The sequence below is a fragment of the Pseudofrankia inefficax genome (genome assembly GCF_000166135.1).
Classification (GTDB): domain Bacteria; phylum Actinomycetota; class Actinomycetes; order Frankiales; family Frankiaceae; genus Pseudofrankia; species Pseudofrankia inefficax.
The window spans coordinates 3,903,246-3,926,575 of the sequence record NC_014666.1 but is presented as its reverse complement, the minus strand read 5'-3'; the positions used below and the strand labels follow the sequence as shown (position 1 = coordinate 3,926,575).

At 71.6% G+C, this 23,330-nt stretch carries 17 protein-coding genes; 7 read left to right on the top strand and 10 right to left on the bottom strand.

The genetic code is table 11. The annotated features are described in order from the left end of the window. Positions 1-18: 18 nt before the first annotated feature. The gene (locus tag FRAEUI1C_RS15885; RefSeq protein WP_013424324.1) at positions 19-1,242 is read right to left on the bottom strand and encodes a CapA family protein; all 1,224 of its coding nucleotides are present in this window, start codon (positions 1,240-1,242) and stop codon (positions 19-21) included. A 101-nt stretch (positions 1,243-1,343) separates the two neighbouring features. Continuing rightward, entirely contained in the window at positions 1,344-2,564 is a 1,221-nt protein-coding gene (locus FRAEUI1C_RS15880; protein ID WP_013424323.1) for an MFS transporter, read from the bottom strand. A gap of 269 nt (positions 2,565-2,833) precedes the next feature. Between FRAEUI1C_RS15880 and FRAEUI1C_RS15875 the strand changes: the two genes are divergently transcribed. The 6 genes from FRAEUI1C_RS15875 to FRAEUI1C_RS15850 all read left to right on the top strand — a co-directional run bounded on the left by FRAEUI1C_RS15875 (position 2,834) and on the right by FRAEUI1C_RS15850 (position 12,747). After that, entirely contained in the window at positions 2,834-3,682 is an 849-nt protein-coding gene (locus tag FRAEUI1C_RS15875) for an ArsR/SmtB family transcription factor (RefSeq protein WP_013424322.1), read from the top strand. 397 nt (positions 3,683-4,079) lie between these two features. Then, positions 4,080-4,742: a GNAT family N-acetyltransferase gene (locus FRAEUI1C_RS36355; protein WP_013424321.1), complete on the top strand. Its 663-nt coding sequence runs from the start codon at positions 4,080-4,082 to the stop codon at positions 4,740-4,742. 146 nt (positions 4,743-4,888) lie between these two features. Next, a complete protein-coding gene (locus FRAEUI1C_RS15865) occupies positions 4,889-5,764 on the top strand; it encodes a ThiF family adenylyltransferase (RefSeq protein ID WP_013424320.1) in 876 nt (291 codons plus the stop codon). Positions 5,765-5,799: 35 nt separating this feature from the next. Beyond that, positions 5,800-7,080 carry an aminotransferase class I/II-fold pyridoxal phosphate-dependent enzyme gene (locus FRAEUI1C_RS15860; RefSeq protein ID WP_013424319.1) on the top strand — a complete coding sequence of 427 codons (1,281 nt, stop codon included), beginning with the start codon at positions 5,800-5,802 and terminating at the stop codon, positions 7,078-7,080. 6 nt (positions 7,081-7,086) lie between these two features. Beyond that, a complete protein-coding gene (locus FRAEUI1C_RS15855) occupies positions 7,087-8,481 on the top strand; it encodes a M20/M25/M40 family metallo-hydrolase (protein WP_013424318.1) in 1,395 nt (464 codons plus the stop codon). Positions 8,482-8,517: 36 nt separating this feature from the next. Then, positions 8,518-12,747, top strand: coding sequence for a bifunctional nitrate reductase/sulfite reductase flavoprotein subunit alpha (locus tag FRAEUI1C_RS15850; protein WP_013424317.1), 4,230 nt, complete (start codon positions 8,518-8,520; stop codon positions 12,745-12,747). A 257-nt stretch (positions 12,748-13,004) separates the two neighbouring features. On the opposite strand, the gene FRAEUI1C_RS15845 is transcribed toward FRAEUI1C_RS15850, so the two are convergent. The 3 genes from FRAEUI1C_RS15845 to FRAEUI1C_RS15835 form a co-directional block, all read right to left on the bottom strand. After that, positions 13,005-13,952, bottom strand: coding sequence for a LysR family transcriptional regulator (locus tag FRAEUI1C_RS15845; protein ID WP_013424316.1), 948 nt, complete (start codon positions 13,950-13,952; stop codon positions 13,005-13,007). A gap of 447 nt (positions 13,953-14,399) precedes the next feature. Then, entirely contained in the window at positions 14,400-15,689 is a 1,290-nt protein-coding gene (locus FRAEUI1C_RS15840) for an MFS transporter (protein ID WP_013424315.1), read from the bottom strand. 8 nt (positions 15,690-15,697) lie between these two features. Further along, positions 15,698-17,023 (bottom strand): FAD-dependent oxidoreductase, encoded by a 1,326-nt coding sequence (locus FRAEUI1C_RS15835; protein WP_013424314.1) that lies wholly within the window; start codon positions 17,021-17,023, stop codon positions 15,698-15,700. Between the two features lie 85 nt (positions 17,024-17,108). On the opposite strand from FRAEUI1C_RS15835, the gene FRAEUI1C_RS15830 reads away from it, so the two are divergent. Further along, positions 17,109-17,471: an ArsR/SmtB family transcription factor gene (locus FRAEUI1C_RS15830; protein WP_013424313.1), complete on the top strand. Its 363-nt coding sequence runs from the start codon at positions 17,109-17,111 to the stop codon at positions 17,469-17,471. A 613-nt stretch (positions 17,472-18,084) separates the two neighbouring features. Here the strand turns inward: FRAEUI1C_RS15830 and FRAEUI1C_RS15820 are convergent. The 5 genes from FRAEUI1C_RS15820 to FRAEUI1C_RS15800 all read right to left on the bottom strand — a co-directional run bounded on the left by FRAEUI1C_RS15820 (position 18,085) and on the right by FRAEUI1C_RS15800 (position 23,104). Continuing rightward, positions 18,085-18,264: a hypothetical protein gene (locus FRAEUI1C_RS15820; RefSeq protein ID WP_041259388.1), complete on the bottom strand. Its 180-nt coding sequence runs from the start codon at positions 18,262-18,264 to the stop codon at positions 18,085-18,087. Between the two features lie 168 nt (positions 18,265-18,432). Then, positions 18,433-19,083 (bottom strand): response regulator, encoded by a 651-nt coding sequence (locus FRAEUI1C_RS15815; RefSeq protein WP_013424312.1) that lies wholly within the window; start codon positions 19,081-19,083, stop codon positions 18,433-18,435. Then, complete coding sequence (locus FRAEUI1C_RS15810; RefSeq protein ID WP_232425444.1) at positions 19,068-20,306, bottom strand: sensor histidine kinase; 1,239 nt, start codon at positions 20,304-20,306, stop codon at positions 19,068-19,070. Before FRAEUI1C_RS15810 ends, FRAEUI1C_RS15815 begins: the two co-directional genes overlap by 16 nt. A 37-nt stretch (positions 20,307-20,343) precedes the next feature. Continuing rightward, on the bottom strand, positions 20,344-21,111 hold the full coding sequence (locus FRAEUI1C_RS15805) for a hypothetical protein (RefSeq protein WP_013424310.1): 768 nt from the start codon (positions 21,109-21,111) through the stop codon (positions 20,344-20,346). Between the two features lie 964 nt (positions 21,112-22,075). Then, positions 22,076-23,104, bottom strand: coding sequence for a hypothetical protein (locus tag FRAEUI1C_RS15800; RefSeq protein WP_041259384.1), 1,029 nt, complete (start codon positions 23,102-23,104; stop codon positions 22,076-22,078). Between the last annotated feature and the right edge of the window lie 226 nt (positions 23,105-23,330).

Here is a 23,330-nt window from a genome sequence, read left to right as displayed (position 1 = left end):
CCACGCCTGACGACGGGTTCAGGCCGCCTCGACGAGCGTCACCGGATGCCCGGCGAGCTGCCCCCAGGCGTCCGGCCGGACGCGTACGGCCAGGTCCTCGGCCTCGCAGCAGCGAGTCAGGTAGTCCAGCACGCGGGCGCCGTCGGCGTCCGAGCCGAGGTGTGGCTCGGGCCGCCCGTCGGGCGCGATCGTGCACGGGACCAGGCCGACGGCCACCGGCTGTCCCGGACTCAGCCGCAGGACCGCGATCATCGTCATCCGGGCGTCGGGATGGAACGGGAGCAGGGGATAGCCCGGCTGGGGCCACAGCCGGTACTCCCCGGCCCGGCGCCGGGCGGCCAGCGAGTCCGCCGGGCTCGACTCGCCCAAGTACCCTTCCGCCCGCAGCCTCCGGTCGAGGTCGGGCAGGTCGAAGGCGAAGTGCCCCAGCCCGTACAGGATCGGCTTGCCCCGGTAGAACTCGATGCCGCGCAGCAGATGGTGGTGATGACCCAGCACGACGTCGGCGCCCGCGTCGATCGCGAGCCGGGCCGCGCGGCGCTCATGGTCGGTCAGGACGAACGGGCGGGTGAAGTCGCCGGCGTGGATGCTGACGACGACGACGCCCGCCGCCGTGCGGGCCTTCTCGACGTCGGACCGCAGCATCTCGTGGTCCTGCTCGTGCGGGACGGTCACGACCTGAGGCGCGAGTCCAGGGCTCCACTCGCCGTGCTCGTAGGGCCGGAACAGGTTGTACGACCGCAGCGGCGCGAGCCCGGGCACCGCCGCCCGCGCCTCGTAGCCGGACGGGAAGGTCGAGGAGTACGCGAGGAAGGCGACGGTGACGCCGTGCCGCTCGAGGAGGGCGGGCGCGTGCGCCGCGGCCTGGTCGCCGCCGGCTCCGGCGACGGCGATCCCCTGGTCGGTGAACAGGCGGATGTTCTCCAGCAGGGCACGGGGCCCGGCGTCGCCGATGTGGTTGTTGGCCAGCGACAGCACCGCGAACCCGGCGGGCGCGAGCGGGGCGGCGCTCTGCGGCGGCCCGATGATGGCCACCCCGGCGCTGGGAGCGCGGTCCGGGTCGCGCGCGTACACGCCCTCCGAGTTGCCGAAGGCGATGTCGGCGTCCCGCAGGAGGTGGTCGACCGCGCTGAACGCGCGGCCGGGGTCGGGACGGTCCAGGAAGACATCGCCTACGGCGGCGAGGACGACGCCGGTCGAGTGCACGTCCGTAGACGAGACGGTGGGGGCGGTCTGGCTCACGGCACACCTTCCGAGGGACGAACGGAGCGGTCACGGTTCGGCGCGGTTTCCCGCGCGCCGGCCCCGGCGGGCCGGGCGGCGATGGGCGGTCCCGGGCCGCGTCAGGAGGAGACGGCGGCGCCGCTGGCACGGCCGGGCGCGCGTACCCGCAGCGCCAGGGCGACGAGCAGGCACCCGACGCCGACGACGACCGAGAAGTAGCGCACGGCGGTGAAGAGGTCGATGGACCTCGCGAGCAGGCCCACCGCGATGATCGGAATCCCGACGCCGGCGTAGACGACGACGTAGAAGCTGGACATCACCTCGCCGAGCCGGGCCGGCGGAGCATGGAGGTTGACGTCCTTGGCCGCGCCGAGGAACGCCAGGCCCTGGCCGGCACCGGCGGCGACGGCCGCGATCAGCAAGGGAACGATCGACCCGACGGACCCCGCCACGTTGAGGGCGATCAGGCCCAGGACGGTGATCAGGAGTCCAGCGATCTCCGCATGGAGCGTCGCCAGGCCCCGACCGCTCAGCTGGACGAAGGCGGACGTGCCGAGCATGAGGGTGACGACCATTCCGGCGAGGGCCGCGTTGGAGGTGTGCACCTCGCTCGCCATGAACGAGGGGATCAGCGCGAGGAACAGCGCGGTCACCGCCCAGACCAGGAAGGCCGTGGCGCCGGCGGTGGCGAACCGCCCTCGCATCTCGGCGGGGATCCGCGGCCGGCGCGGCGTCCACGAGCCCTCGGGCACCGTCTCGCTCCAGCGCCACGCGCCCAGCACGCCGACGGCGAGCAGGACGAGGTAGACCACATAGCTCAGCACCCGCGGGCCGGGCGCGTACTGGACCAGCACACCGGCGAGCAGCGGGCCGATGGCGCTGCCGCCGACCATCGCCGCGGTGGAGGCGATGGCGGCGCGCGACTGGTTGTCGTGCGGCTCGGCCTCGCGCAGGGCCGCGGATGCGGCGCCCGTACCGGCGCCGATGCCGACGCCCTGCAGGATGCGCCCCGCGAACAGCCAGCCGGTTCCCTGGGCCGACGCGAGCAGCACCGCCCCGGCCGCGGCGAACGCCATGCTGGTGAGCAGGACCCGCCGTCTGCCCACCGCGTCCGACAGCGGGCCGAACAGCACCAGAGAGGGGATGAGCGAGCCCGCGTAGGTCGCGTAGATCAGCGTGATGGTCAGTGCGCTGAAGCGGAAGTCGTGCCGGTAGATCGGGTACAGCGGGGTGGGGATGTTCGGCCCGATCAGCAGGACCGTGAGCACGTAGACCACGGTCAGGAAGACCAGGGGCGATTGTCGTTCCGTGCGGCTGTCGACCGCCGTCGCCACCGCCATGAGCTTTCCTCCTCGTCAGGATCGGGAACCGCGGCGCGACACCACCCCTGGCGCGACGCACCGCCCCCGATGGGGATGCGGTGCTCGCGAGGCCAGGCAGAGTGGGTGGCTGGGAGAGTCTGCGTCGGATCTGCTCGGGTGCGGCCGGCCCCTGCCGAGCGGCGGTCCGGCGCTGATTGCGTGCTTCGCGCGACAGCAGGTGTCTACCACACATCAGCCAAGCGTGAAACGTGGCTACACTGAGCCGTGTCGAGCGGGAGGGAGGTGCCATGGCTGGATCCCGGCCTGACCAGGGCGCGCTGGAGACCGTCGTCGCCTTCGCACGGGAGATCTCCGACCCCACCCGCTGCGCGGTCCTTGATCTTCTCGTCGGCGAGGGACCGCAGTCGATGTCGGAGATCGCCGACGCCATGGGCATGCCGGCGCCCCGGGTCGCGAACCACCTGGCGCGGCTGCGCGCCGCACAGCTCGTGACCGTGCGCAAGCAGGGCCGCCACGCGATCTACCAGGTGGCCGGGCCGCACATCGGGGAGGCGCTCGCCAGCCTGCGGGCCCTCGCCGCACCCTCCGGCGGCCGGGAGCGACGACGCGTCCCGGCGTCGCTGTCCCCGCTCGCCCGGGCTCGCTCCTGTTATGGCCACCTGGCCGGGCACCTGGGCGTCGCGCTGATGGACACCCTGGTCGCCGGTGACGCGCTGCGACCGCCGGCGGGCATCCGCGAGGACGTCGCGCTGGGCCCTGCGGCGACCGCCATGTTCGGGCGGCTCGATGTCGACCTCGAGCGCCTCCAGCCCGGTCGCCGCCGCTTCGCGTTCGCGTGCCTCGACTGGACCGAGCGGCGCCCGCACCTCGGCGGCGTGCTCGGCGGCGCCGTCCTGGAGTCGCTGATCGGCCACGGCCTGGTGAGCCACGAGTCCGGCACCCGGGCGCTGCGGGTCACCGCCCGCGGTCAACGTGAGCTGTCGGACTTCCTCGGCCGGCCGGTCCGCGCCGAGGGCGTCCTCGGCGGTGAGGCCCGCTCGGCGGACGCGGACGGCGACGGTGACCCGAACGGTGACGGTGGCGCCGCGCGTGCGGGTGGCGGCGAGACCGCGGGTGCCGGCGGGCGCCGTTCCTGACGGAAAGTGACATGCGTGCGGACCGCATTGCGTGCGGCCCGCCCAGCCACGCATTCTCCCTTCACATTCGATCTCCTCTGCATTCGATCAGTTAGCCGATCTTCTCCGGCGTCGCCGCGACAATTCGCGCCCCTACCGCTGACCTGCGGGGATAGCAGCACAGTCACTCCGCCAATCGAAACGTGAACTATGTCACGGGACTGGTACGCGCGGCGGCGGGTGGCGCGTCTCCGCCGTCCCACGCGAGGTCGGACGGGTAGCCGAAGGATCGCGGCGCACTACGCGATCTACCTTGCTCCGCAAGTTAACCTCGGATTCAGAATCGGTCGCTTGACCTCATGGGAACATCGACGTTACATGGTTCAGTGAGTCATGAACGTTCGCTGCGAGGAGACCGATGCCCTCCATACGTGCCGCCAACGACGATGATCTGACGACCGTGGCCGATCTTCTGGTTCAGCTCTACGAGGACGAATGTCCCGGGATCTTCTCGGGCTCTCGCGACGCGAGTCTCAGGCTCATCAGAAGCCTGGTCAGGGAAAACGAGTCGGTGGTTCGGGATGGTCTCGTCCTCGATTCACCGGACGGCATCATCGCCTACGGCGCGGTATCCACCTCGACATTTCCGCGCCGTCGGCCCAGCATGGCCATGGTCGGCGCCCAGGCGCTTTCCTTCCTCGGTGTCCGGGCCGCCGCCGAGTTCTGCTGGGCGTACAGTCGGCTGCAGAACCTCGTGTGCGCCCCGCTGCCTCCCATGACGGCCCAGGTCCACAGCCTCGTGGTGCATCCCCGAGCCCGCGGAAACGGGTACGGGGAACTCCTCTTCCGCACCATGGAGGACACCGCCCGCCAGGGCGGCCACCACGACGCCCTGCTCTACGTCCTCGCGGGAAACCCGGCGCGCCGGCTGTACGCGCGGCTCGGCTACCAGGTCGTGCCCACCCCCACGCTCCCCGGCGTGCCGGCGCTGCTGCGCTACCCCGGAATCGCGATGCGCAAGCCGTTTCGGGAGGCGCTGGCCATGGCCGGCTCGGTACCGGACATCGCCGGCACGGCCTGATCCAGCGGCCACTCCCAAAACACGGCAACGGCACCAGGCCGCCCCACGGCGGCCCGGTTCCCACCTCAAGGCCAGGCGCCCCGGCCCGCGGCGCGCCCGGCCTTGCCAGCCCACCGGAAACAACGCCCGACAGAAAGGGAACTCCCATGCCCGAAAACAGGGTGATCAGGCACCGAGGCGACTACGACGATGCCTTCTACTGGGAGAGGGTGGACCGTAACCTCGGCTGGCTGGGCGACACTCCTACCGAGCAGCGCGGCCGCCAGGAGAAGCTCCGAGACAGCGTCATCGGCATCGCAGGAACCGGCGGAATCGGCGGCTCCTCCGCGCTGCGCCTCGTCCGCATGGGCGTCCGCAATCTGAAGCTCGCGGACTCCGACTCGTTCGACGTCAGCAATATCCAGCGCCAGGTCGGCGCCGACCTCGACCACCTCGGCCGCAATAAGGCGGAGGTCGTCGGCGAGATGGCGTTCGCGCTGACCAGAGACGTCAATATCGACGTGTTCCCGGACGGAATCACCGCGGCCACCGCGGACGAGTTCGTCCAGGGCTGCGACGTGATCCTCGACCAGATCGACGTCTACACGGTCGACGCGCACTACGCCCTGCACGAGGCTTTCCGCCGGTCGACGCGGGCCCGTTTCATCCTGACCGTGCTCACCATCGGGCACGCGGCCTACGTCTTCAAGTACACGCGGGACTCCATGCCGGTGGAAGAGGTCTACGGCCTTCCCGCGGGCGCCGAGCTGGATGAGAAGAACCTGCGCCAGCTGATTCACCGCTTCATGCCCGTGCGGCCGGACCTGGTGTCCGACCGGGCCTTCGACGAGTGGTGGATCGAGAACCGCACCATCCCGATCTACGGCGGCACGCCGCCCCTGTGCGAGGGCGTCCTGGTCGAGCGCACCGCGCTCGAGGTCATGGACATCCCCGGCGTCACACCGCTGCCGGTCCAGCCGGGCTACGCGATCTTCGACGCCCGTAGCTGGACCACCCGGACGTTCTCCGGGACCTGGTGGTGAGCCGGCTTCCGGGGACGACCAGAGGCGAGCCACCCATGGTCACCTCGCCGGGCGTCTCCCGCGCCGAAGAGCTCGACCCGGCGCGGCGGGCGGCCGATCTGCCGGTCCTGCGCCGGGTACCGCAGCTCCCGCCGTACCCGCTCACCGAGTTGCAGGGCGCGGTCGACGAGGCCACCGCGGCGGGGCACGACGTCATCGACCTCGGCTTCGGCAATCCGGACATCCCGGCGCCGCCGCTGGCCGTCTCGCGGCTGGCCGCGGCGCTGCACCGGCCCGACGCGCATCGCTACACCTCGCCCAGGGGCACGGCGGAGCTGCGGCACGCGGTCTCCGGGTTCTACCGGCACCGGTTCGGCGTCTCCCTCAGCCCCGAGGAGCAGGTTGTCGTCACGCTCGGCGCCAAGGACGGCCTGAGTCAGCTGACGCAGATCCTGCTCGAGCCGGGCGACATCGCCATGGTCCCCACGCCGTCCTACCCGGCGCACCACTACGCGCCGCTGCTGGCGGGAGCGTCGGTCATCAAGGTGTCCCTGCTCGGCCCGGACGGCTCCGTCGACGTGCCCGGCTTCCACGAGCGGCTGCGCCGGGCGTGGGAGAACACCGTCATCCGCCCCCGGGTACTGCTCCTGTCGTTCCCCCACAATCCCACGACGGCCACCGTGGACCTGGCCTGGTGGCGTGAGACGGTGCGGTTCGCCCGCGCCCACCGGCTCTTCCTCGTCCACGACTTCGCCTACGCGGACACGGCGTTCGACGGGTACCGGCCGCCGTCGGTGCTGGAGGTCGAGGGCGCCGAGGACGTCGCGGTCGAGCTGTACACGATGACCAAGTCGTTCTCGATGGCAGGTTGGCGCGTCGCGTTCGCGGTCGGGAACCCGCGGGTGCTGGCCGCGCTCGCCCGGCTGCGGACCTACCAGAACTACGGCGGCCTCGGCCCGGTCCAGCACGCGGCGGCCGTCGCGCTGAGCGAGACGCCGTCCTATCCCCGCGAGGTCTCGGCCCGCTACGCCGCCCGGCGCGACCTGCTGTGGGCGGAGCTCGCCACCGGCGGCTGGGAAGTCGACCGGCCCGACGCGACGATGTTCATCTGGGCCCGGCTGCCCGATCCCTGGGAGGGCCTGAACGACACCGCGTTCGCCCGCGGCCTGCTGCGGGCCTGCTCCGTGGCGGTCTCCCCGGGTACGGGCTTCGGCGCGGAGGGCGCTGGGCACGTCAGGTTCGCCCTCGTCGGCGACCGCCAAGGCGAGGCCGGGCACCGCATCGGCCAGGTGCTGCGCGCCCAGGCGGACGTCATGGCCTCGGCCGAGGGGCGGTGAGGGTGGGTGAACCCGTCACCGCCGGGCGGCGCCCCGACGGCCGCGCAGGAGGCCGTCGAGATCTGTCACCGCCTGCTGCGCATCGACACGTCCAACGACGGCGAGCACCCGGAACGCCCCGCGGCGGAGTACGTCGCCGCGCTGCTGGCCGAGGTGGGCCTGGAGCCGTTCGTGACCGAGGCGGCGCCCGGGCGCACCAGCGTCGTCGCCCGGCTGGCCGGCCGGGACCGTGACAGTCCCGCGCTGCTCGTGCACGCCCACCTCGACACCGTGCCGGCCGATCGCGCGGCCTGGAGCGTCGACCCGTACGGCGGTGAGCTGCGTGACGGCTGCCTGTGGGGCCGGGGCGCGGTGGACATGAAGGACATGGTGGCCATGACGCTCGCAGTGGTCCGGGCCTACGCCCGGTCGGGCCGCCGGCCGGCCCGGGACGTGGTCCTCGCGTTCGTCGCGGACGAGGAGGCCGGCGGGACCTACGGCGCGCGGTACCTGGTCGAGAACCACCGCGCGCTGTTCGCCGACTGCTCGGACGCGATCGGGGAGATCGGCGGGTTCAGCAGTGCCCTGCCCGACGGGCGGCGGCTGTATCCCATCCAGGTCGCGGAGAAGGGGGTGCACTGGTTCCGGCTCACCGCCGAGAGCGCGGGCAGCGGGCCGAACCCGGCCGTGGCGGTGTGCGAAGCCGTCGCCCGCATCGCCGCGCATCCCTTCCCCGCAGGCCTGCCGGCGAGCGCCGAGGCATTCCTGGGCGCGGTGGGCGCGGCGACCGGTCGGTACTTCGGCGCGGGGACTGCCGCGGACCTCCGCGAGCTGCACGGCCTGTTCCCCACCTTCGCGCCGATGGCCCTGCAGCTGCGTGACACCGTGGCTCCGACCACCCTCACCAGCGACGTGCGCGACGAGCCTGGCCCGGCCCGCGTCGAACGGGCGAGCGCGACGATCGACGGCCGTTACCTGCCCGGCCGTGCCGACGAGTTCGCCGCGACGGTGACGGAGCTGGCCGGGCCCGGGGTGACCGTCGAGGTCCTCCAGCACAGCCCGGCGGTGGAGACGGAGCCAGCGGGCGCCTTCTATGACGCGATGCGCGCGAGCCTGCGCGCGGTAGACCCGGGCGCGGTCGCCGTCCCCTACCTGCAGTCGGCGGGAACGGACGCCAAGTGGTTCACGCAGGCCGGGATCCGTTGCTACGGGTTCTCCCCGCTGGCGCTCCCGCCCGGCTTCGACTTCGCGGCGATGTTCCACGGCGTGGACGAGCGGGTGCCGGTCGCGGCGCTCGCGTTCGGCGTGGAGGTCCTCGACCACCTTCTGGGCTCGCCCGCCCGGCCCCGCGTCGGCGTCGAGGGCGCTCCGGCTGGCCACGGTCTCGTCATCCCCGACGCGTGGGCACTGGGCTGCCGCTGACTCCCACCCACTCCCCTCACCCGGAAGGGTCCCGGTATGACCGTTCGGGCCGAACAGTCCGCGGCCACGTCGGTGAAGACCGTGTGTTCGTACTGCGGCGTCGGCTGCGGCCTCGTCCTCGACGTCCGGCGGGACGAGGCCGGCCTGCGCCACGCGGCCAAGGCCGCCGGCGACCGGTCCCACCCGGCGAACGCCGGGCGCCTGTGCACAAAGGGCGCCACGAGCGCGGATCTGCTCGCCGCCGGCGGCCGGCTCACCACCGCGCTCGCGCGGGCCGACCGCGCTGGCCCGGCCGCCGAGTGTGACGTGGCCGAGGCGGTCTCCCGCACCGCTCGGCGGCTGCGCGCGATCGTCGACGAGCACGGCCCCGACGCGGTCGCGTTCTACGTGTCGGGCCAGCTCACCCTCGAGGCCCAGTACCTCGTGAACAAGCTCGCGAAGGGCTTCGTGCGGACGAACCAGATCGAGTCGAACTCCCGACTGTGCATGTCCAGTGCGAGCAGCGGCTACCAGCTCTCGCTCGGGGCGGACGGGCCACCCGGGTCCTACGCCGACCTCGATCGCGCCGATCTCTTCCTGGTCATCGGGTCGAACATGGCCGACTGTCACCCCGTCCTGTTCCTGCGCCTGCTGGACCGGATCCGCGACGGCGGCGCGAGACTGATCGTGGTCGACCCCCGGCGCACGAACACGGCCGCGAAGGCGGACCTGTTCCTGCAGATAAGGCCGGGCACCGACCTGGCCCTGCTCAACGGCATCCTGCACCTGCTGGTGGCGGACGGGGCCGTCGACGAGGAGTTCATCGCCGAGCACACCCGGGGCTGGCCCGAGATGCCCGCCTTCCTCGCCGACTACCCGCCGGACCGGGTCGCGGCGGTCACGGGCGTCGCCGAACCGGACATCCGGCGAGCCGCCGAGTGGATCGGCCAGGCTGGAGCGTGGACGAGCCTGTGGACGATGGGGCTGAACCAGTCCACGCACGGCACCTGGAACACCAACGCGCTGTGCAACCTGCATCTGGCCACTGGAGCGATCTGCCGACCGGGAGCCGGGCCGTTCTCGCTCACCGGCCAGCCCAACGCGATGGGCGGCCGGGAGATGGGCTACCTCGCCGCGGGCCTGCCCGGCCAGAGGTCGGTGCTGGTCGAGGCCGACCGGCGGTTCGCCGAGGAACGCTGGGGCCTGCCGCCGGGCAGCGTGCGCTCCACCGCCGGCCAGGGAACCGTCGACCTGTTCGCCCGGATGGCGGCCCGTGAGATCAGGGCGTGCTGGATCATCTGCACGAACCCGGTCGCGTCGCTGGCCAACCGGCGGACCGCCATCCGGGGGCTGGAGGCCGCCGAGTTCGTCGTCGTCCAGGACGTCTTCGCCGAGACCGAGACCACCGCCTACGCCGACGTGATTCTCCCCGGCGCCATGTTGGCGGAGTCGACCGGCGTCATGGTCAACTCGGAGCGCGACGTGACGCTGGCCCAGCCGGCGCTCGACCCGCCCGGGCAGGCCCGTCCGGACTGGCGGCTCATCGCGGACGTCGCCCGCGAGATGGGCTACGCCGACGCGTTCTCCTACACGGACGCCGAGGAGATCTTCGACGAGATCAAGGCGTTCGCCAATCCGCGGACGGGCTATGACCTGCGGGGGATCAGCTACCCGCGGCTGCGCCGCGGTCCGGTCCAGTGGCCGGCCGCCGCGCCGGACGGGCCGGCCCGCAACCCGATCCGCTATCTCGACGCGACCGGGCGGCCGTCGTTCCCGACGCCCGACGGCCGCGCGGTCTTCTACCCGCGCCCGCACGTACCCGCCGCGGAGAGCCCTGACGACGACTATCCCTTCCTGCTGAACACGGGCCGGCTGGCCCACCAGTGGCACACGATGACGAAGACCGGCAAGATCGGCCGGCTGACGAAGCTGAACCCCAAGCCGTTCGTCGAGATTCATCCGGAGGACGCCACGCCGCTCGGCATCGCGGACGGCGACGGCGTCGAGGTCGCCTCCCGCCGGGGCCGCGCCGTGCTGCCCGCCGCCGTGACCGACCGCGTCCAGCGCGGCGTCTGCTTCGCACCGTTCCACTGGAACGACCTGTTCGGCGAGTACCTGAGCATCAACGCCGTCACCAACGACGCGGTCGACCCGATCTCGTTCCAGCCCGAGTTCAAGTACTGCGCGGTCTCGCTCACCAAGGTCCACGCACCACGGGAGGCCCCGCCGGCCGCGACGCGCACGGTTGCCGACGAGCAGTCGGGCGCGGACGGCGCCGACCCGCGGCACGCGGTCCCGGCCCATCGCGCGCACGCGCCGACCGAGCCGGACGAGCCGGCGGCGGGCCGGGAGCGCGTCTCGGAGGCCGTCGCGAGGCTGGCCGACCTGCTGTCGGTCGGACCGCAGGCACCCCCGGATCTCGACGAGCACGAACGCCGCTACGTCGCCGGATTCCTGGCCGGCCTGCGGGTGGCGCCGCCCACCGGTGCCGCCGACGCGCCGGTCCTGCCGGCCTCAGCCCCGATCGCACCAGACCGGGCAGACTGGCTGCGCGGCCTGCTCGCCGGCGTCTTCGCCCGCGCCGGCGCGCCTGCGGGCCCTGCGACCGTCGGCTCCGCGCGGCCGCACGCGTCCGACGAGCCGCCCGCGACGCGCGATCGCCCGGTCACGATTCTGTGGGCGTCGCAGACCGGCAACGCGCAGGCTGTCGCGGCCACCGCCGCGAGCAGGCTGGCCGAGGCCGGCCGGGAGGCGACGCTGCGCTCCATGGACGAGCAGGACCTTGATCGGCTGGCGCACGAGGACACGGACGTGCTCGCCGTCACGAGCACCTTCGGCGACGGCGGGCCGCCCGACAACGGAACGGCCTTCTGGGCCGCGCTGCGCGAGCCGCGCGCGCCGGACCTGCGCGGGGTGCGGTTCGCGGTCCTGGCCCTAGGCGACTCCAGCTACCACGACTTCTGCGGCCACGGCCGCCGCCTGGACGAACGCCTGGCCGAACTGGGAGCCACCCGGCTGTCCCCTCGCGTCGACTGCGAGCCCGACTACGAGGCGGACGCCGCGCGCTGGCTCGACACCGTCCTCCCGGTGACCGGGCGGCCCCACCCCGCGGCCCGCCCCGCTCCGGCGACCACCGCCGTTCCCCCACCTCCGGCGACTGGGCCGCCAGGTCCCGCGGCCATCGTGCCCACCCAGATCACCGTCGTCGGGAACCGGCCGCTCAGCGGGCCCGGTTCCGCACGGGAGACCCGCGAGATCGTCCTCGACGCCGGCGCCCTGTCCTACGAGGTCGGTGACAGCCTGCGGGTCTGGCCGGTCAACGCCGCCCGCCACGTCGCCGAGTGGCTGGGCCTGACCGGGCTCGCCGGCGAGACACCAGTCTCGCTCAGCGGCCATCCGGCCGGGATGCGACTGGCCGACGCGATCCGTGACCATCTCGACGTGACGACGATCAGCCCCGATCTCGTCCGGTTCGTCGCACGCCGCAGCGACGCGCACCCGTTCGCGAAGCTGACGCACTCGGACGCGCGCGAGGAATGGGCACGCTGGACCCGCGACCGGCAGGCGCTGGACGTTCTGGACGAGTTCCCCGTCCAGGCCACGGCCCAGGACTGGGTCGACGTCCTACCACGGCTACGGCCGCGCTCGTACACCATCTCCTCCAGCCCCCGTGCGCACCCGGAACGGATTCACCTGACCGTGTCCGCGCTCCGCTTCCGTGGCCGGAACGGCCAGCCTCGCCAAGGCGTCTGCTCGACGTACCTGACCGACACGACGCCGGGCAGCACCGTGCTGGCCGCCGTCCGCCCGACAGCCCACTTCCGCCCACCGACCGACCCGGACACACCCGTCGTGATGATCGGGCCGGGCACCGGCGTCGCCCCTTTCCTCGCCTTCCTGAACGACCGCAGGGCCCGTGGGCTACGCGGCGGCCGGACCTGGCTGTTCTTCGGCGCCCGGCGTCGTGGCACCGACTTCTACTACGCCGACGAGCTGGCGGCACTGCGCGCCGACGGGATCCTGGCTCGGCTCGACCTGGCCTTCTCCCAGGACCAGCCGGCCAAGGTCTACGTCCAGCATCGGCTGCGGGAGAACGGCGCCGAGCTGTGGTCGTGGCTTCGCGACGGCGCGCATGTGTACGTTTGCGGCGACGCGCGCCGCATGGCCATCGACGTGGACCGCGCGCTGCGCGACATCGTCGCGCGCGACGGTGGCCTGGGCGCCGACGCGGACGCCTATGTGCGCCGGCTGGCGACAGAGGGGCGCTACCTGCGCGACGTCTACTGAACGCCGCCAACGGTCGGGGTCCGCGGCTCGCTCGGGGAAATCGGCGGGCTGAGGACCGCGCGGGACGTGTAGGCGATGAGCAGCACGGCCTGGGTGACGTCCCCGTCCCGCATGGGCGACGAGGGAGAGCGGCCTGATCGAGAACTGCCTCAGGTGGAGCCGGAGGCCCACGATCAGGGGTTCGTGCCAGACAGGTCGCGGCCGAATTCCTGGAAGGTGGCCTCGTTCAGCAGGCAGTGACCGGCCGGTCCGGCACGCTAATGGCCGTGGCGCGCCCAGGACGGACGCCAGCTGTCGCTGACTTGTCGGCCAGCGAAGTCGGCTTTGAGGAAGGCGAGCAACTCGGCCAGATCGGGCTGCCGGTTGTCGGTACGCCAGATGACCCAAAGCGGGAAGACCGGTGTCGGGTCGACGATCGGGATTCGTCGAAGGTCGTAGTGCGCGGGCCAGAGATAGCGGGAGCCTTCGCCGACGAGGTTCGCGAGTGTCGCCGACTCGGCGATCTCGGTCACCAGCACCTCGGCCCCGAACGCAGGACCCAGGACATCGATGGTGATACCGAAAGTGGCGGCGAGCTCGTCGTAGTAGGCCGAGACTTCGTCCCCGCTGGGCAGCCCTGGCATCCAGATCGGGTGATCGGCCAGCTGGCGTGGGGTCACAGACGGAGCACCCGAAAGCGGGTGCTCCGGACCGACCAGTAGCTCGTGGCGGTCCTCGATGACCAGGGCGCTGGAGAGTCCCGTGCCTGAGAGTTGCCTCTTCGGGTCGGTCAGGCCGCGGAAGGTGGCGTCGACGGTGCCGCTCGCGACCGCCGCGAGCGCCGCCTCGAGGTTGAGGTCGGCCAATGCGACGACGTTCAGGTCGAGCGCGCGGCGTTGCTGATAGAAGGCATGAAGGACGGTAGCCGGCGCCGTCCGCCGGTTCCGTACGTCGACCCGGAGGGCACGGCGACCGGGCGCCACCGATGCGATGGCGCGATCCTCGGCCTGGAGCAGCTCGCGGGCGTGCGGCAGGAACGCCTGGCCGTCGACCGTCAGCGTGGCGCCGCGAGGCCCGCGGGCGAAGAGAACCACGCCGAGCTCGCGCTCGAGGGCGCCGATGCGCTTCGAGACAGCCTGCTGAGTGACGCCCAACTCGTCGGCCGCGCTCTGGAACTGTCCTTTCGAAGTGACCTGGAGGAAGGTCCGCACCGCGACGAGATCCACACACTCACCGTAGTGGCACAACGGGGAGTTGTGGCGCGCCGCCAGATCGGCTGTTACCTCCCGCTTCGCCACTGGGGATTGCAGATCCCGAGCAGTACGGACGGTTGTGGATACACGAGATGGAGGAACGACCTGGCACGCAGGCAGCTCGGGCGGCAGTTCGGATGGCTGTGGGCCGCGTACGCGGTCAGTGCCTACGGCTCCGGTCCGGGTTCGGCGCCTTCGGCCTGATCGCCATCGCCGGCGAACAGTGCTTGTCGCGGAGACGTCGCGGCGCGCACGCCACGCGTATCGCGTCTCCGAGGGACCGTCTCGCACATCTTGGACGGCCCACCGCCCGGCCCATGCTGGGTGGGCGACCGGCGGCCGATCCACGCTTGGGAGCAGCCGGCAGCGAGGCACGCCGACGGGCTTCACCGTTTCGCTTGGCAGGCTGGCCTTGTGTCGTCAGGCCGCGGCGGTGTGGCCGTCCGTCGCGGCGCCGTCCGGGCGGTTCTCGGCAGAGACAGCAGCGTGGGGCCGGGAGGTCGCGGCGATCGCGAGTGCCGCGCCGAGGCCTCCGGCGGCGGCGAGGGCGACGAACAGCAGTGGATAGCTGCCCAGCGCTGCGGCGAGGGCGGCGCCGATGCTGGGCGCGAGTGCGGTCGCGGCGGTCAGGGGGGCGTTGAAGACGCCGTTGAGTCGGGCGAAGCGGGCGGTTCCCCACAGGTCGGCGACGATCGTGGCTTCGACGAGGGTGAACATCCCGCGGATCGCGCCGACGAGTGCCGCGATCGCGACCAGTGCGAAGCCCGGGCCGGGCAGGGTGCCGAGGATGAGGGTCGCGAGTCCGCCGGCGCCGATGACCGTGGCGGTGCGGCCTCGCACGGTCAGGCGTGCGGCCAGTGGTCGGTAGCAGAGGCGGCCGGCGACCTGGCCGACGCCGCCGAGGCCGATGGCCCAGGCGGCGAGGGTCGTGGACAGGCCTCGACCGGTCAGCAGGGGGACGAGGTTGACCACGACGGCGTAGAGCGCGAACGCGCTGAACGTCAGCGCCGCGACGAGCAACAGGAACTCCCGGCTGGCCAGCACTTCGCGATCGCTGCGCCGGCTCGTCTCGTGGCGGGCCCGGTCGCGGCCGGTGCTGGCGTGCTGCTCGGGATGCCAGGGCGGACTGAGTGCCCAGGCATGGGCGGGGATCGTGATCACGGCGAGGATCGCGGCGAGGACGAGGTAGACCTCCCGCCAGTCCAGATGGCCCGCGAGCGCGGCGGTCAGCGGCGCGAAGATCGTGCTCGCGAAGCCCGCGGCGAGGGTGAGTGTGGTCAGGGCGCGGACGCGGTGGGGTCCGTACCAGCCGGTGAGCGCGGCGAAGGCGGGTGGGTAGAACACCCCGGCCATCGCGACCCCGGCGGTCAGCCAGGCGGCGAGGAACCAGCCATACGACGGCGCCTCGGCGACCCCTGCCAGGGCGGCGACGGCCAGGATCGAGCCCGCGGTCATCACCGGCCGAGGGCCGCGCCCGCCCAGAACCCGCCCGACCGGCACGCCAGCCACCGCGCCCAGCAGGTTCCCCGCCGAGAACGCCGCGGTCACCGCCGTGCGCGACCAGCCGGTGTCGGCGGCGATCCCCCCAGCGAGGACGGGGAACGCGTAGTACAGCACGCCGTAGCTGACGATCGTGGTCACGCACAGCGCTATCAGCGCCCGCCGGGGACCGACCGCCGCAGGCCCCTCGCCGGTGGAGATGTCGACCACCAGACCACCTACGCCGACGCCGGAGCGCGGCCGATCGAGAGGACCTCGACCGGCGGCGCGCAGCAACCCCCACTGCCGGCGGCCTCGGCTGTCTCGTCGGCGAGGCCGCCACCGGAGCAGACGCCGGTGTTCGGGAGGGTCAGTTCGACGCGGGCGGCGGCCTGGTGGTCGCCGGCGAGGGCGGCGACGACGCTGCGGACCTGCTCGTAGCCGGTCATCGCCAGGAACGTCGGGGCCCGACCGTAGGACTTCATCCCGACCAGGAACAGCCCCGCCTCCGGGTGGGCGAGCTCGCGGGCGCCATGCGGCATCACCGTGCCGCACGAGTGCACGTTGGGATCGATCTCCGGTGCCAGCCGGACGGGGGCTTGCAGGATCGGGTCCAGGTCGAGGCGCATCTCCGACAGGAACGACAGGTCCGGCCGGAACCCGGTCACCGCCACCACCAGGTCGGCCGGCGGCAGGGCGCGGCCGTCCTCGGCGACCAGTACGACCTGCCCGCCCTCCAGATCGACCCGGTTCACGCGGAACCCGGTGACCAACTCGACCAGCCCGTCGTCGACGGCTTGGCGGGAGCGGATTCCGAGAGCGCCGCGGGCGGGCAGGGCGTCGGCCGCGCCGCCGAACGTGTCACCGACCGTCCCACGGCGCAGCACCCAGCTGACCCTCGTGCCGGGCGCCTCGCGGGCGACCGCGGCGAGGTCGATGATCGTTGTCATCGCCGAATGGCCGCTACCGACCACCACCACGTGCCCTCCGGCGAGGGCCGCAGCCTGCGCAGGAGTCGGGGGCAGGTAGGACAGCACACCGGCGGCGACCGCCGCCTGCTCGCCGAGTGCTGGCAGACCGTCGGCGCCGGCAGGGTTCGGTTGCCGCCAGGTGCCCGAGGCGTCGATCACCGCGCGGACCAAGCGGCGCGTTTCGACCCCGTCGGGGTCGACGGCGTGGATCACGAACGGTGCTTCGTCGCGGTGCGCACTAACCAGACGGTCGTGGCCCTGCCTGGACACCCCGACCACGCGCGTCCCATACCGGACCCGCTCGCCCAGAGCCCCGGCCAGCGGAGCCAGATACGAACCGATCCACTCCGTACCGGTCGGATAGCCACTCCCCGGCGCGACCCACCCCGCCGGGGCCAACAGTCGGGCGGCGGCTGGGTCGATGAGCTCGGGCCAGGCGGAGAACAGCCGCACATGCCCCCACGCGGCCACCGCCGCGCCCGGCCCGTCCCCGGCCTCGAAGACCACCGGCTCCAGGCCACGCTCCAGCAGATGCGCCCCGGCTGCGAGACCCTGCGGCCCGGCGCCGATCACCGCCACCGGCAACCCGTCCATACCCACTCCTCCCATTGACACCTGTCGATGCATCGACTCTCTTCGATGTATCGACGGATGTCAATCAGGGGTGCAGACTGGGCGTATGCCCACCAGAACACTCCCGTTGATCAGCGAGGACCTGGCCGTCTGCTGTTCACCGGTCACCGGCGGCGTGCTCGACGTCGACACCGCCGAACGCCTCGCCCGCGTCTTCAAAGCCCTCGGCGACCCGACCCGGGTGCGCCTGCTGTCGATGATCGCCGCCGCCGAGGGTGGTGAGGCGTGTATCTGTGACCTCACGGAGCCGGTCGCGTTGTCGCAGCCGACCGTGTCGCATCACATGAAGATCCTCGCCGACGCCCAGCTCATCACCCGTGAGCAGCGCGGCAGGTGGGCCTACTACCGGGTCGTCGAGGGCACGCTGAGCGCGGTCGCGGACGCCATCCGCCCCAACCCCGCCCGGTAGGGGTCTGGTGCCGGGGACCGTGAACCGGACGTCCCGTGGACGATCCGGTCCCGGGCCGATCGGGCGGTGACACGCCAGGCGTCCCGCGCGGTGTCGGGGTCTAGCTGGTCGGTGTCCATTCGCGTGGTTCGGGCGGGTTGGTGGGTGGGTTGGGTGGGGTGAGGGCCGGCTTCGACTGATCCCTGGTCTTCGTTGATTTCGGCTGCCGACACGAAGCCTTCACTCCAGTCAGGTGCCAGGTCAATGTCGTGTCCGCGTGTGCGGAGCTCGGCGAATTGGTCTCCGTACATGCCGGGGAGCGCGTCGTAGGTCTGCTCCCGGTGCTGGCGCTGGATCTCGGCCAGCTCGCGGTCACTGTGGTCCATCGCCGCTCCCCCGCCTTGCAGCCCAGGGCTCGCCGGAGCACGACCGGCCTGGGCCGGGACCCAGAAGCGGGCCGCAGGCCTCCGAGGTCGCACGCCATGACGGCGTCGACCCGAAGGGCGGTCCAACGCCGACGGCCGGCCTGCGTTCGGTCCTCTGCGCGGAGAGACTCGTGGCTTCGCTAGCCGCGGGCGGCCTCGGAGGCCGTGGCCTGCCTGGGCGCCTTGCCCGTCCGGGCGGGCCGGGTTGTTCAGGTGGTGTCGAAGCAGGCGTCGAAATCGAAGACCGGGTTGGTGACGTTCGTGCCGTTGGCGGCGCGGATCGTGATCGGGCCGACGACCTTGGTGGGTCCGCCGGCTTCGTAGCAGCCGTTGGGGTGGATGGTCAGTTCGAACTTTCCGGTCGTGGCCTTGGTTCCAGCGAAGAACAACGACGAGGGATTGATCTTTGTCTGGTGCGGCCTCCAACCTCGACGCCTGTTCGGTGTCTACCGAGGTGAGGGGTAGTGGCTCCGGATGCACGCACAGTTCGCCGCTCGCGCGCGCCGTTTGCGCCGTCGCTGCCGCCGCCGTCGCTGCCGTCGCCGACTCGGGTGCGGTCAGCTTCGCAGGTAGGTCAGGACGGCGAGTACCCGGCGGTGGCCGTCGGCCTCGGGGAGGTCGAGTTTGGTGAAGATGTTGCCGATGTGTTTGGCCACCGCGGCGTCGCTGATTCCGAGCGTTCGGGCGATGGACGGGTTGTTGTGTCCTTCGGCCATGTGCCCGAGCACCTCCCGTTCCCGTGCGGTCAACCGGTCGAGTGGGTTGGTCGTGCGGGGGCGGTTCAGCAACTGCCGTACCACGTCGGGGTCGATGACGGTCTCGCCAGCCGCGACCCGCGACACCGCGTCGGAGAAGTCGGCGACCTCGCCGATGCGATCCTTGAGTAGGTAGCCAACTCCGGCCCGTCCGGACGGGCCGAGCAGTTCAGCGGCGTACGCGGTGGCCGCGTACTGCGACAGCACGAGGACCGCCGCGCTCGGGTCGCCGGCGCGTAGTGTCACCGCGGCACGCAGCCCTTCGTCGGTGAAACTGGGCGGCATGCGGACATCGGTGATGACCAGGTCGGGTCGGTGCTCCCGGGCGGCCGCCAACATCGAGTCACCGTCGCCGACCGCCGCCGCCAGGGTGTGACCCAGTCCTTCGAGCAGGCTGACGAGTCCGGCCCGCATGAGCGTGGCGTCTTCGGCAAGCACTATTCGTAGCGACACGGCAGGTCGATCCGCACTGTGGTGGGCCCTCCTTGTGGGCTGCTGATCTCCAGGGCGCCAGCCACGACGGCCACTCGGTCGGCCAGCCCCCGCATGCCCGTGCCCAGTGACGGTTCAGCGCCGCCCCTACCGTCATCGACGATTGTCAGCGCCAGCCGTTGCTCAGCGAGTCTGCCACTGATCTGGATACGAGTGGCTGCAGCGTGTCGTACCGCGTTGGTCAGGGCCTCCGAGACCACGAAGTAGGCGGTGGACTCGATCTCGGGCGGCAGCCGGCCGGGCAGGTCGAGGTCGACCTCGGCCGGAATCGGACACCGTTCGGCGAGTTCGCGTACCGCCTCGGCCAGCCCGAGATCGGTGAGGATCTGAGGATGGATGCCGCGGATCTGGTCCCGGAGGGTCGTGAGTGCCAGCCGAGCCTGCTCGTGGGCCTCGCCGACGAGTTCACCGGCGCGTCCATCTGCGTCGGCCATATGCCGCTCGGCCAGGCCCAGCTTCATCGTCAGGAGCACCAGATGTTGCTGCGCGCCGTCGTGCAGGTCTCGCTCGATCCGACGGCGCTCGGCCTCGAACGCGTTGACCAACCGGCCGCGTGACCGGGCCAGCTCCTCGACCTGACGGTTCAGCTCGGTGCCGGTGGGCGCGAGCAGCCACTTGGCGAAGGCTGCCTGGGCACCGCCGAGCACGCCGATTCCGTACAGGGTGACCACCGTCGCGGGCACCCCGGCCAGACCGGCGACGGCGCACGCCTGCCCGACGGTCTCGACCGTCCAGGTGCCCACCGCGATATGGACGTTCGCGCCCAACCCGACCAACAGCGGCAACGCCAGCAGGAGGAGGCAGATGAACAGAACGAACACCGCGGCGAGGTCGAGGAGCGCAAGCACCGACAGCAGGCATGCGCAATAGCCGAGTTCGCGCCAGGTGGCAGCCTCGGTCACCCGCAGCCGCACCCACGCCCAGCCGCTCGGGGGCGCGGGTGCGTGCGGGTCGGGGACCGCCAGCGGCTCCATGAAGCCGAGCCGGTGGCGCTCCAGCGCCCCGATCGGTATGCCGACGAGCAGCAGCAGCGGCGGAAACAGCACCAGCGGCATGATGGCCAGCCAGGCGATCGAGATGACCGCCACGCTACTGACCACATAGGCCAGGCTGCGCCATGGCCATCGCGACAGGACGAATCGGACGGGGTTGCCCGCCATCGCCCGCCACACGCTCGTCTCCACGGTCACGACCCTTCGACGCAGCAGCTGGAGGAGCGGGTCAGGCCGCACCGATGACGCCGAGCAGCGAGGTGGCGGGTTCGAGCGCCGAGAATGCACTGGCCGCTGTCATGAGTAGCAGCAGGCATGCGGTCAGGGCCGTGATGACACCGAGTGTACTGTGCATGAATCTGACGCGGGTGGCGCTCGGGTCACTGGCGATACGCCGCTTCCAGAAACGGGCGCTCGCCAGGCCGGTTGCCACCATCAGCGTGGCGGAAATCGCCGCCGTGACCCAGTAGTATCGCTCGACCTCGCCGAGCAGCGCCGTCAGCGTAGGGGAACCGGCGTGCGGGCTGGCCGAATCCGTCAGCCCTTCGCGCATCTCACTCAAAACCTGTGCGAGATTTCCGTCGGCGGTTCTACCGGGTAGCAGCCCCAGCAACGGGATCAGAGGTAGGGCCATCACCTGGATGTTCACCGACAGCACCCATATGGCGAAAACCGTCAACACCGTTGCGGCTGTGGCGACCGCCGCGTACCAGGGCCGGGCACGCAGGTATCTCTGCCACAGCGCGGTGGCGAGCAGGGCGAGGACAATAACCAACAACGCGCTGATTGCCACCTTGATCGCATGCCATTGAAACCAGTAGTCGACCAGCGTCGTCAGCCGGGCGGGGAACGCCGGGGATCCGCTTCGCCAATACTCGACGAGAGCGCGCCCGATGTCGTCCTGCAGTTTCGCGTCACTTGGCCTCAGGAGGGCGGCAGGGGCGAACACGAATGCTGCCACCAAAGCTGCGCCGGCCACCAGCAGCAACCCGATCACGGACCTCGAATCCAGTCGAACATTTTTGCGGTCGGAACCTGGTGTTGGTTCGGCGGCACCAGTTGTCGTGATCGATCGAAATCGCATGGGACGACAGTAGAGAAGGGCCGCTCGGAGCGCGATGGCACATGAGCTAGCACAACCGGGTGAGGCTGCGGTACCCGCGCGGTATAGCTGGCTCTACCTCAGGTCGAGTAGCCGGGAGGAGTCTCACCTCCCGGCCATCCCAGATCTCGGCGTGACAGTCTCCCGTTGCCCAACTCCTGTCACCCTGGCTGCCGGGCGAAGCGGACCCACGCCCAGTGGTGGTCAGCAAGCTGAGAAAGCATCTTGTCGTGCCGCGATCCGCGCGTGGCCTGTCCGCTGCGGTCAAGCGTTGGCACCCGGTGGCGGGCGTCAGCGGGGCGCGGTGTCGAGGGCGCGGCTAAGTGTCCAGCGGGAGACGCGTAGCTTGGCGGCGACGGCGGTTCGGGTTTGTCCGGCGCCGAGCAGGATGCGGGCGTCGGCGATCTGTTCGGAGGTCAGGGCGCGATGGGTTATGCACAGTGACGCTCGTGAGCCGGCTGTCCAGCCGGCCGGTCGAGTACCAGGTGTGGCGGTTCGCAGGGGCACGGTAGCGGATCTCGCCGGTTGGATCGATCTGTCCGACGACGCTGTGCGATGGCTTGTGGCCCGCGGCTGTGAGGGCCAGTGGGGTCTAGCGGAGACCATTTCTCCGTACGAACCGGATGATCATGCAGTCTCAAAATGCGCGCCACTCGTAGCGGGCACGGACAGGTAGGGCCGTGGATGTCGACGCTGTCGCGGACAATGGGATCCGAAGACCGAGCACGCAGAGCCGGATCGGCAGCGACGCGGCGAGATCGCGACATCGCCGTCGGCGGTGGCTGGGGGTCATTCCCCGCGGTAAGGGCGACCCAGTTGGCCTTCGCCATGTCAATGGAGCCTGTAACTGGCGCCGGTGTCACCGTCGCGGGGCTCCACCGGTGAGGGCCCATCCATTGATGACCAAGGCGGCTCCGGCGAGTGCGCAGCCGAGCGACGCGAAAACTCCACCGAGGATCGACGACGCCGAACTGTGCGAGAGGAAGCCGCCGACCGCTCCGACCAGCGCCGCGGCCGGGGCGAGCAGGCAGACGGTGGCGTTGCGGGCGAGCGGGGGCCTAGGACGGTTGCCCTGCCGTGGCTTGGCGCCCAGCTCCGTGAGTAGGAGACGGTTACGCGGCCGGTCACGGACCGGTCCGATAGGGACCAGTTGCGTCCCATCGGCCAGCTCCACGCCGACCACATGGTCGACCGCGGGCGTTCCGCGGACGGTGACCGCGCCACGCGCCGAGGCGCCTTCGAAGGTCGGGTTCCACATCACCCGCTGCCACACCGCCGCGCCCGGGGCCGAACTCGCCCCGTCCGGCGGGCTCAGCCGCAGCCAGGTGGATGGCCCGACCAGCCGGAACAGGTCGTCGGCGCGGTTACCCCTGGGGTAGTTCGCCGAGTAGGCGACCGCTGTCATCGGCCGGGCCGGCAACCGGGAGGTCCACCGGCTCCGAGCACGCCGGCCACACCAGCACAGGAACTGCGCCACGAGCGACACGCCGTACAGGATTCCCGGCGCAAGCACGATGTGGCTGTCGTTGACCTCGGTGGCGGGGCCGGAGAGGTAGGCAGGCGCGGATGGATGGCGCGGGTCGTATGCCACAGAGAAGGTCGTGCCCGGCTTGGGAGCGACGTCGTCGTTCGTGCTGACACCTTGCGTGTGTGGGTCGCCGCCCGCGTCGACCCAACGGACCCAAATCTCGTCCTTGTACTGCTGGTGGCTCGGGTCGAGCGTTCCGACGGCTACCGCCGTCGCCTGCGCGCGGGCCGCCCGCGTCACGATCATCTGCCAGGACGTCACCCCCTCGACCAGTGCCAGCGCGACGAGCAGCAGGCCGATGACCATCGCCGCCAGCCTGGTCTCAGGCCGCTCCGGGAGGAGCGCGCGGCTGGATGTCATCACGTGGCGGATCCAGCGCGACGCCGGCCCGGCCAACGCTCGGGGTCGCCCCGCAGGGCGGCGCCGACGGGCCGCTCGTCCGGGCTTCACGTCGTGGCTGGGCATCGCGCCTCCCGGGACTGGCGATGACGGACAGGACCGCTGACCAGGCTTCCCGGCATACCGGACGAAAAGTAGGACCTCGTCGGCCGCGCTCACCGCGCTGCTCGTCCTCGGCGTCGCGGGC